This is a genomic window from Rhizobacter sp. (assembly GCF_031412495.1).
GTDB lineage: Bacteria > Pseudomonadota > Gammaproteobacteria > Burkholderiales > Burkholderiaceae_C > Schlegelella_A.
On the sequence record NZ_JANODC010000489.1, the window covers coordinates 1 to 8,845 of the forward strand.

General features: G+C 70.5%; 7 protein-coding genes and 1 pseudogene. 3 read left to right on the forward strand and 5 right to left on the reverse strand.

What is annotated here, in order from left to right; translation table 11 throughout:
• Positions 1-7 precede the first annotated feature (7 nt).
• Entirely contained in the window at positions 8-2,860 is a 2,853-nt protein-coding gene (uvrA, locus tag AC30N0_RS18345) for an excinuclease ABC subunit UvrA (RefSeq protein WP_489519333.1), read from the forward strand.
• Between the two features lie 55 nt (positions 2,861-2,915).
• Entirely contained in the window at positions 2,916-3,518 is a 603-nt protein-coding gene (locus AC30N0_RS18350; RefSeq protein WP_489519327.1) for a 2-hydroxychromene-2-carboxylate isomerase, read from the forward strand.
• A gap of 12 nt (positions 3,519-3,530) precedes the next feature.
• On the opposite strand, the gene AC30N0_RS18355 is transcribed toward AC30N0_RS18350, so the two are convergent.
• From AC30N0_RS18355 to AC30N0_RS18365, 3 genes are all read right to left on the reverse strand, one after another.
• Positions 3,531-4,085, reverse strand: coding sequence for a hypothetical protein (locus tag AC30N0_RS18355; RefSeq protein WP_489519328.1), 555 nt, complete (start codon positions 4,083-4,085; stop codon positions 3,531-3,533).
• A gap of 194 nt (positions 4,086-4,279) precedes the next feature.
• The gene (locus AC30N0_RS18360; protein WP_489519329.1) at positions 4,280-4,654 is read right to left on the reverse strand and encodes an SWIB/MDM2 domain-containing protein; all 375 of its coding nucleotides are present in this window, start codon (positions 4,652-4,654) and stop codon (positions 4,280-4,282) included.
• Between the two features lie 217 nt (positions 4,655-4,871).
• Positions 4,872-5,561, reverse strand: a complete 690-nt coding sequence (locus AC30N0_RS18365) for a Fe2+-dependent dioxygenase (RefSeq protein WP_489519330.1) — start codon at positions 5,559-5,561, stop codon at positions 4,872-4,874.
• Between the two features lie 92 nt (positions 5,562-5,653).
• Between AC30N0_RS18365 and AC30N0_RS18370 the strand changes: the two are divergent.
• Positions 5,654-6,014, forward strand: a pseudogene (locus AC30N0_RS18370) (phage holin family protein).
• Positions 6,015-6,037: 23 nt separating this feature from the next.
• Here AC30N0_RS18370 and pbpC read toward each other — a convergent pair.
• Complete coding sequence (gene pbpC, locus AC30N0_RS18375; RefSeq protein WP_489519331.1) at positions 6,038-8,167, reverse strand: penicillin-binding protein 1C; 2,130 nt, start codon at positions 8,165-8,167, stop codon at positions 6,038-6,040.
• A partial coding sequence (locus AC30N0_RS18380; protein WP_489519332.1) for an alpha-2-macroglobulin family protein occupies positions 8,164-8,845 on the reverse strand: 682 nt, incomplete at its 5' end. The genes AC30N0_RS18380 and pbpC, both read right to left, overlap by 4 nt.

Genomic DNA, 8,845 nt, shown 5'->3' on the forward strand with positions numbered 1-8,845 from the left:
CGCCTTCATCCGGGTCCGCGGCGCGCGCACGCACAACCTCAAGAACATCGACCTCGACATCCCGCGCAACCAGCTGGTCGTGATCACCGGGCTGTCGGGGTCGGGCAAGTCGAGCCTGGCCTTCGACACGCTCTACGCCGAGGGGCAGCGGCGCTACGTCGAGAGCCTGTCGGCATACGCGCGGCAGTTCCTGCAGCTGATGGACAAGCCCGACGTCGACGTGATCGAGGGCCTGTCGCCGGCGATCTCGATCGAGCAGAAGGGGACGGCGCACAACCCGCGCTCGACCGTCGGCACCGTGACCGAGATCCACGACTACCTGCGCCTGCTCTACGCTCGCGCCGGCTCGCCGTTCTGCCCCGAGCACGGGCTCGCCCTGCAGGCGCAGAGCGTGAGCCAGATGGTCGACGCGACGCTGGCCTTGCCGGCCGAGACGCGGCTGATGGTGGTGGCACCGGTCGTGCGCGATCGCAAGGGCGAGTTCGCCGAGCTGTTCCAGTCGATGCAGGCGCAGGGCTACGTGCGCTTTCGCGTCGGCGGCAGCGTCGTCGAGGCGGCCGACGTGCCGAAGCTGAAGAAGTCGGAGAAGCACGACATCGACGTGGTCATCGACCGGATCAAGGTGCAGGCCCCCGACGAGGCCGCGCCGCTGCGACAGCGCCTGGCCGAGAGCTTCGAGGCGGCGCTGCGGATCGCCGACGGCCGGGCCTTGGCGGTCGAGATGGACTCCGGCAAGGAGCATCTGTTCTCGAGCAAGTTCGCCTGCCCGCTCTGCGACTACGCCCTGCCCGAGCTCGAGCCGCGCCTGTTCTCCTTCAACTCGCCGGTCGGCGCCTGCCCGACGTGCGACGGGATCGGCGTGACCACCGTCTTCGACCCGGAGCGGGTCGTCGCCTTTCCTTCGCTGAGCCTGGCCAGCGGCGCGGTCAAGGGCTGGGACCGGCGCAACCCGTACATGTTCTCGTTGCTCGAGACCGTCGCCAGCCACTACGCCTTCGACATCGACACGCCCTTCGAGGAGCTCGGCCCCGACGTGCGCGAGGTGCTCCTGCACGGCTCGCGGGAGGTCGAGATCGAGTTCAGCTACGAGGCCGAGGCGGGCCGCGGCAAGAAGCGGCAGCTCAAGCGCAAGCACCCCTTCGAAGGCATCCTGGCGAGCCTCGAGCGCCGCTTCCGGGAAACCGACTCGGCGGCGATCCGCGAGGACCTGGCCCGCCTGCAGAGCGCCAAGCCGTGCCCGGACTGCGAGGGAACGCGGCTGCGCACCGAAGCACGCCACGTGTTCCTCGTCGACGCCGGCGGCGAGCGCGAGCCGATCTACCGGGTCGAGCACTTCACCCTGCGCGAGGCGCTCGCCTGGTTCGATCGCCTGACCCTCACCGGCGCCAAGGCGGAGATCGCCGACAAGGTGGTGCGCGAGATCTGCTCGCGGCTCAAGTTCCTGAACGACGTCGGCCTCAACTACCTGAGCCTCGACCGCAGCGCCGACTCGCTCTCCGGCGGCGAGGCGCAGCGGATCCGCCTGGCGTCGCAGATCGGCTCCGGCCTGACCGGCGTGATGTACGTGCTCGACGAGCCGTCGATCGGCCTGCACCAGCGCGACAACGAGCGCCTGATGTCCACCCTCTACCACCTGCGCGACATCGGCAACAGCGTCATCGTCGTCGAGCACGACGAGGAGGCGATCCTCGCCGCCGACCACGTCATCGACATGGGCCCGGGCGCCGGCGTGCACGGCGGCCGGGTCATGGCCGAAGGCCGGCCGGAGGAAGTCGCCGCCCACCCGGATTCGCTGACCGGCCGCTACCTCGCGCACGTCCTGCGCATCCCCGTCCCGGCGCGCCGCGCCAGGCCGCAGCCCGACGGCTGGCTGCGGATCGTCGGCGCGCGCGGCAACAACCTGAAGGGCGTCGACGTCGCCCTCCCGGTCGGCCTGCTGACCTGCGTCACCGGCGTCTCCGGCTCCGGCAAGTCGACCCTCGTCAACGACACGCTGTACGCGGCGGTGGCGAAGAACCTCTACAACAGCCACGCCGAGCCCGAGCCGCACGACGGCATCGACGGCCTGGACGCCTTCGACAAGGTGATCAACGTCGACCAGTCGCCGATCGGCCGCACGCCGCGCTCGAACCCGGCCACCTACACCGGCCTGTTCACGCCGATCCGCGAGCTGTTCGCCGAGGTGCCGGCGGCGCGCGAGCGCGGCTACGGGCCGGGCCGGTTCAGCTTCAACGTCGCCGGCGGCCGCTGCGAGGCGTGCCAGGGCGACGGCGTGCTCAAGGTCGAGATGCACTTCCTGCCCGACGTCTACGTGCCGTGCGACGTCTGCCACGGCCGCCGCTACAACCGCGAGACGCTGGAGATCCTCTACAAGGGCAGGAACATCACCGAGGTGCTCGACCTGACCGTCGAGGACGCCCACGGCTACTTCAGCGCTGTCCCGAACATCGCCCGCAAGCTGCAGACGCTGCTCGACGTCGGCCTCGGCTACATCCGCCTCGGCCAGAGCGCGACCACGCTCTCCGGCGGCGAGGCGCAGCGCGTCAAGCTGGCGCTCGAGCTCTCCAAGCGCGACACCGGCCGCACCCTCTACATCCTCGACGAGCCGACCACCGGCCTGCACTTCGCCGACATCGACCTCCTGCTGCGGGTGCTGCACCAGCTGCGCGACGCCGGCAACACGGTGGTCGTCATCGAGCACAACCTGGACGTCATCAAGACCGCCGATTGGGTCGTCAACATGGGGCCGGAGGGTGGCGCCGGCGGCGGCACGGTGGTGGCGACCGGCACGCCGGAAGAGGTGGCGGCCAACGCGGCGAGCTTCACCGGGCGCTACCTGCGGCCGCTGCTCGGCGCCTGAGGCGAGGTCTTCGCCGCCGGCCTAGACTCGGCCTCCCGAGCCCCCGGAGCCTGCCATGAGCCTGATCGTCGACTACTTCCTCTCGCCGCAGTCGCCGTGGACCTACCTCGGCCACGATCGCTTCGCCGCCATCGCCGCCAAGGCCGGCGCCGCCATCAACGTGCTGCCGGTCGACCTCGGTCGCGTCTTTCCGGTCTCGGGCGGGCTGCCCCTGGCCAAGCGAGCGCCGCAACGGCAGGCCTACCGGCTCGTCGAGCTGAAGCGTTTCAGCGACTTCCTCGGCCTGCCGATGAACCTGCAGCCGCGCTACTTTCCGGTCAACGGCGACGACGCCGCCAAGCTCATCATCGCCGTCGACGAGCACGAGGGCTCGGAGGCGGCGATGAAGATCACCGGCGCCATCCTGCGCGGCGTCTGGGCCGGGCAGCGCAACATCGCCGATCCGGCGGCGCTGCAGTCGATGCTCGAGGAATGCGGCCTGCCGGCGCGCCGACTCGAGGACTCGCAGAGCCAGGCCGTGCACGAGCGCTACGACCGCGACTCGCAACGTGCCATCGACGCCGGCCTGTTCGGCGCGCCGACCTACCTGGTCGACGGCGAGATGTTCTGGGGCCAGGACCGGCTCGATTTCGTCGAGCGCCGCCTGGCCCGCGGCTGAGACCGCCGGCGACTACATCCCGTAGCGCTTCTTCGCCTGGGTGATGCAGTTCGACTTGGCGTCGCCGCTCATGGCGTCGCACTTCTCGGCAGCGACCTTGTAATCGGCCTGGCGCTTGTCCTTCACCGCCTCGCCGCGCGCCTCGCCGGTCTTCATCGCGACCTTCGCGTCGGCCAGGACCCGGGTCTGGGCCGCCTTCGCTTCCTTCTCGCAAACGTCCTTGGCATTGCCGTTCATGTCGTCGCAGCGCTCCTTGGCGAGCGCGTAGTCCGCCTTGGCGATCTTCTCGGTCGCGTTCTGCCGGGCCTTGGCCGTTCCCTTCCAGGTCGCCTCGGCCTCGACTTCGGCCCGGACCCGCTTGGCCTTGGCCTCGGCTTCGCAGATGTCCTCGGCGTTGCCCGACAGGGTGTCGCAGCGCTTCTTGTCGGCGTCATAGGTCGCCTTGGCCGAGGCCCGGACCTGGTCGTAAGCCGTCTTGTCGCCGGCCGCGTGAGCCCCGGCGAACACCAGGGCGCCGACGCAGAGGGCCGCCGCACGGGCGACCCGGGAAACCTTGATGGATGTCATGAGCCCACTCCTGTTGTTGACGGGAGGGACTGTGGGGCCGGATCACCGCCGCGTCGCTCGGCTGGGACAGCCCGCCGCTGTGGGAGCAGCGAGGGGGAGCGCGTGGGCTGCCTCCTACGCTCGGCATCGCGGCCAAGAAAAAGCCAGTGGCAGGCACTGGCTTTTTCTCGGAACGCGCCTCGCGGCGCGGTGCGTCAGCTCAGGTGGCCGTTGATCAGCTTGGTCATCTCGAACATGGAGACCTGGCTCTTCTTGAAGATTTCCTTCAGCTTCGGATCCGCGTTGATCATGGTCCGCTTGTTCGCGTCCTGAAGGTTGTTCTTCTTGATGTACTCCCAGACCTTCTTGGTCACCTCGGTGCGCGGCACCGGCTTGTCGCCGATGATGGCAGCGAGAGAGCCGCTCGGGGTCATGGCCTTCATGAAGGCCGCGTTGGGGGTGCGCTTCTTGGCCGGAGCCTTCTTCGCTGCCACCTTCTTCGCCGGGGCCGCCTTCTTGGCGGCTGCCTTCTTGGCCGGAGCCTTCTTCGCCGGGGCCGCTTTCTTGGCGGCTTTCTTCGCAGTTGCCATGTTGATTCTCTCCATCAAGTGATTGTGTTGATGTGCTCGGTACGGGCAAGAGTCGCATGGACTCTCATTTCTCCGTGCTCCGCGCGGTGCGAATAGTACTGCGTGTATAGAGGCAAGAGAAGCTGTTTTCACTCGAAGAACAAGCAATCTTCAGAGTCGAACATCGCTTTTGTCGTTGGCACGCGTCAGTCGTCGCGCCCTTCGATGCCGTTCGCGATCAGACGTCGGCCCAGAGCCGCAGCAGGTTGTGATACGTGCCGGTCAGCCCGATCACCGACGGATCGGTCTCGCCGGAGGTCTCGCGAAGCCGGATCAGGTGCCGATCCATGTCGAAGAGAAGACGCCGCTGCTCGTCGCTGCGGACCATGCTCTCGACCCAGAAGAAGCTCGCCAGCCGCGCCCCGCGCGTCACCGGCTCGACCCGGTGAACGCTCGTTCCCGGGTAGATGACCATGTCGCCGGCCGGAAGCTTCACGGCCTGGGCACCGAGGGCGTCCTCGACCATCAGCTCGCCGCCTTCGTACTCTTCGGGGCCGCTCAGGAACAGCGTGCAGCTGACGTCGGTGCGCACGCGCTCGCCCTGGCCGCCGGGAATGAAGCGGACGGCGTTGTCGATGTGGTTGCCGAAAGCGTTGCTCGTGCCCGCGTAGCGATTGAACATCGGCGGCAGGACTCGCTTCGGCAGCGCGGCGGAGAAGAATATCGGGTGCCGGTTCAGTGCCGTCATGACCCGCGCCTGCAGCTGGCGCGCCGCGCCCGAGTCGAGCGGCAGCTGCTCGTTGTTCTTTACCTGGGCCGACTGCGCGCCCGACGTCGTGCGCCCGTCGACCCACGATGCGCCGGCGAGAACGGCCCGGACGGAGCGCAGATCCTCGGCGCCGAGAACGTCGTGAAGGTGCAGCAGCATGGCGGTGGGGGCGGTCGTCGGACTGTTTGCCGAAATGTAATGGCGCGCGTCCAGCGCATCGGCGCGCAGCGCGGCTGCCCTATCCTCCCTTCATGAAGATCATCGTCCGCTGGTTGCTGCTCGCCGCGGCCCTCCTTCTCGTCGCCCAGCTCGACGCCGGCGTGCAGGTGAAGGGCTTCGGCGCGGCGATGATCGCCGCTCTCGTGCTCGGCCTCTTCAACACCTTGCTGCGGCCGGTGCTCGTCCTCCTGACGCTGCCGGTGACCGTGCTGACGCTGGGCCTGTTGTTTCCTCTTCGTCATCAACGCCCTGATGTTCTATTTCGCGGCCGCGGTGCTGGAGGGCTTCCAGGTCACGTCGTTCTGGGCGGCGCTGCTCGGCTCGCTGCTCTATACCTTGTGCGGGCTGGTCATCGACGCGGCGATGGAACGGGTCTTCAGCCGAGCCGGCTAGAGGGCCTGCGTTCGCGCCCGCGCTCAGCGCCGGTTCGCCGGCCTGGCCTTCACGCCGGCGCCGCGCACCTCGAAGCGCACCGAGGCCAGGGTCGCGCCGGACGGTGTCAGGAGGCACAGCGTGTGCCGGCCGGGCCACGGCGGCCAGCGCAGGCGCGGGCCGGTGCCGACCCGCTTGCCGTCGAGGACCCAGGTGCCCGGCTCGCCCTCGAAGGTGATGCGCTGGGCCGACGGCGGAATGTCGGGGTCGATGGCGAAGACGCTGCCGTCGCGCGGGCTGGCGATGCCGAAGCGTTGCTCGCCGGCCACCGCGGCCGTCGCGCGCAGGAGGCGCTGCTCGGTGCCGGCGAGAAACAGCTCGGTCCGTGCCGGCTCCCGCTTCGAGTCGAAGGCGACAGGGGTCGCGACCACGCCGGCCGGCAGCCGCGGCGCCCTCGACGGCGAGCCGGCGTGCAGGTACGTCGCCAGCGCGTGCCAGATCGGCGCCGCGCCGCTCACGCCGCTGACGTCGTGCATCGCCGCGCCGCTCGCGTTGCCGACCCAGACGCCGATCGTGTAGCGGTCGGTGAAGCCGACGGACCAGTTGTCGCGCAGGTCCTTGCTGGTGCCGGTCTTGACGGCGGCGAAGCCGCGCGTCGCGAGCGCGCTGGCCAGGCCGAAGGTGCGGGCGCGGGCGTTGTTGTCGGCGAGGATGTCGGTGACGAGAAAGGCCGCCGCCGCGTCGGCTACGCGCACCGGCGCGGCCTGCGGCCGGCCGGCCTGCAGCACGGGCGCCGCGTGCAGGCCGCCGTTGGCGAGCGTGCGGTAGGCGTTGGTCAGCGCGAGCAGGCTGACGTCGGCACCGCCGAGGGCCAGCGACGCGCCATACCAGCCGGCGCTCTCCTTCAGGTCGAAGCCGAGCGCGTTCAGCCGGGCCAGCAAGGCGTCGGGGCCGAGCATCGCGCCGACCCGCACGGCAGGCACGTTGAGGCTGGCGCCGAGCGCGGTGCGCACGCTGACGAAGCCCTTCCATTCACGGTCGTAGTTCTGCGGCAGATAGAGGCCGCCCTGGGTCGCGATCTGTGCCGGCGAATCGTCGACGAGCGTCGCCGGCGTGACCAGGCGCTGCTCGAAGGCGAGCCCGTAGACGAAGGGCTTCAGCGTCGACCCCGGCTGGCGCCGCGCCAGCACGCCGTCGACCTGCGCCGCACCGGAGAGCTCACCGCTCGAGCCGACCCACGCCCGCACCTCGCCCGAGGCGTTGTGGAGCACGACCACGGCGCCGTCCTCGACGTTGCGGCCCGCCAGCTCGCCGAGCTGGCGACGCAAGGTCGTCGCGGCGAGGCGTTGCAGAGACGCGTCCAGGGTGCTCCTCTGCCGCGCCGGCCCGTGCGGATCGAGGCCGAGCCGGGCGAAGTGCGGCGCCAGCTGCTCGCCGAGCGGCGCTGCGCCGCGCCGCGCCAGCGCCGCCTCGGTCAGCCCGGCGACGCCGGTGCAGGCGAGCTGCTGCAGGGCGAGGACGCCGCAGGCGCGCTGGGCCACCGCCGCCGGCGCCGCATTCGGGCTGCGCACCAGGGCCGCGGCGATCGCCGCCTCGTGTGCGTCCAGGCCGCTCGGGTGCTTGCCGAACAGCGTCTGCGCCAGCGCGTCGATGCCGACCATCTCGCCCCGTAACGGCACGGCGTTGAGGTAGGCCTCGAGGATCTCGCTCTTCCTCCACGCCCGCTCGAGCCGGGTCGCAGTGAGCGCCTGGCCGAGCTTCTGCGTCACGCTGCGGCCGCCGCTCGGGCGGGCCAGGCCCTCGTCGACGAGGCCGGCCAGCTGCATCGTCAGCGTCGACGCGCCGCGCGTGCGCGTGTTCCAGAGGTTGGCCCAGGCGCTGCGCGTCGCCGCCTGCCAGTCGACGCCGGCGTGCTCGTGGAAGCGCCGGTCTTCGCTCAGCACGATGGCATGCAGCAGGGCCGGCGACATGTCGGCGAGCGGGACCCAGGCGAGGCGCCGAACCGCCTTGTCAACGCGGAGGGTCTGGATCGCGGCGCCGTGGCGGTCGAGCAGGGTCAAATCGGACGATCGATGCGCCGCCTTCACCTCGGCGAAGCTGGGGACCGCGCCGGCCGTGGAGCTCGCGCAGGCGAGGCCGAGCACGACCGCACGAAGCCCGGCCCCGAGTCTCACGGCGCGACCTCGATGCTGGCGTTCGGCGTCTCGCCGAAGCTCTCCGGCGCATACATCGCCTCGACGCGCGACGGCGGCAGGGCGAAGCGGCCGGGGTTGTTGAGGCGGACCGTGTACTCGACGACGTGCCTGCCGCGCGGCAGGTATTCGTAATAGGCGCGGAAGGCCTCGAAGCTGCGCTCCTCGAAAGCGGCCCAGGCGCTGCCTTCGCGCTTCTCGCTGCGCGTCGCGATCTGCGAGTCGCGGCCGAGGCCGCTGCCGAGGATGGTCGCGCCGCCCGGGACCGGGTCGCTGACCACGACCCAGGTCATGTCGCTCTGCGCGTCGATCTCCAGGCGCACCTTGACGATGTCGCCGCGCGACCAGCGGCCCTTGTCCTTCTGCTCGATGGCGGTGGTGCTGCGGGCGACGTGGTAGCCCGCCGCGTACGGCGCCTTCAGCGGGATGGCGGCCAGGCTCTGCACCGTCAGCCACGGCTTGCCGGCGCCTTCCTGCACGACCTCGAGGGTGCCGCCAACGTCCGGCCAGGCGACCTTCAGCGCGGCGCCGTTCGGCTGCCGGCCCCAGTCGGCGACCTGGCCGGTCGGCGAGGACGCGGCGGCGCCTGCCGCAGGCGTCGCCTCGGCCACCGCGCCGGCCAGCGTCCGCCCGGCCACCGGCACCGACTCGAAGCGGGCC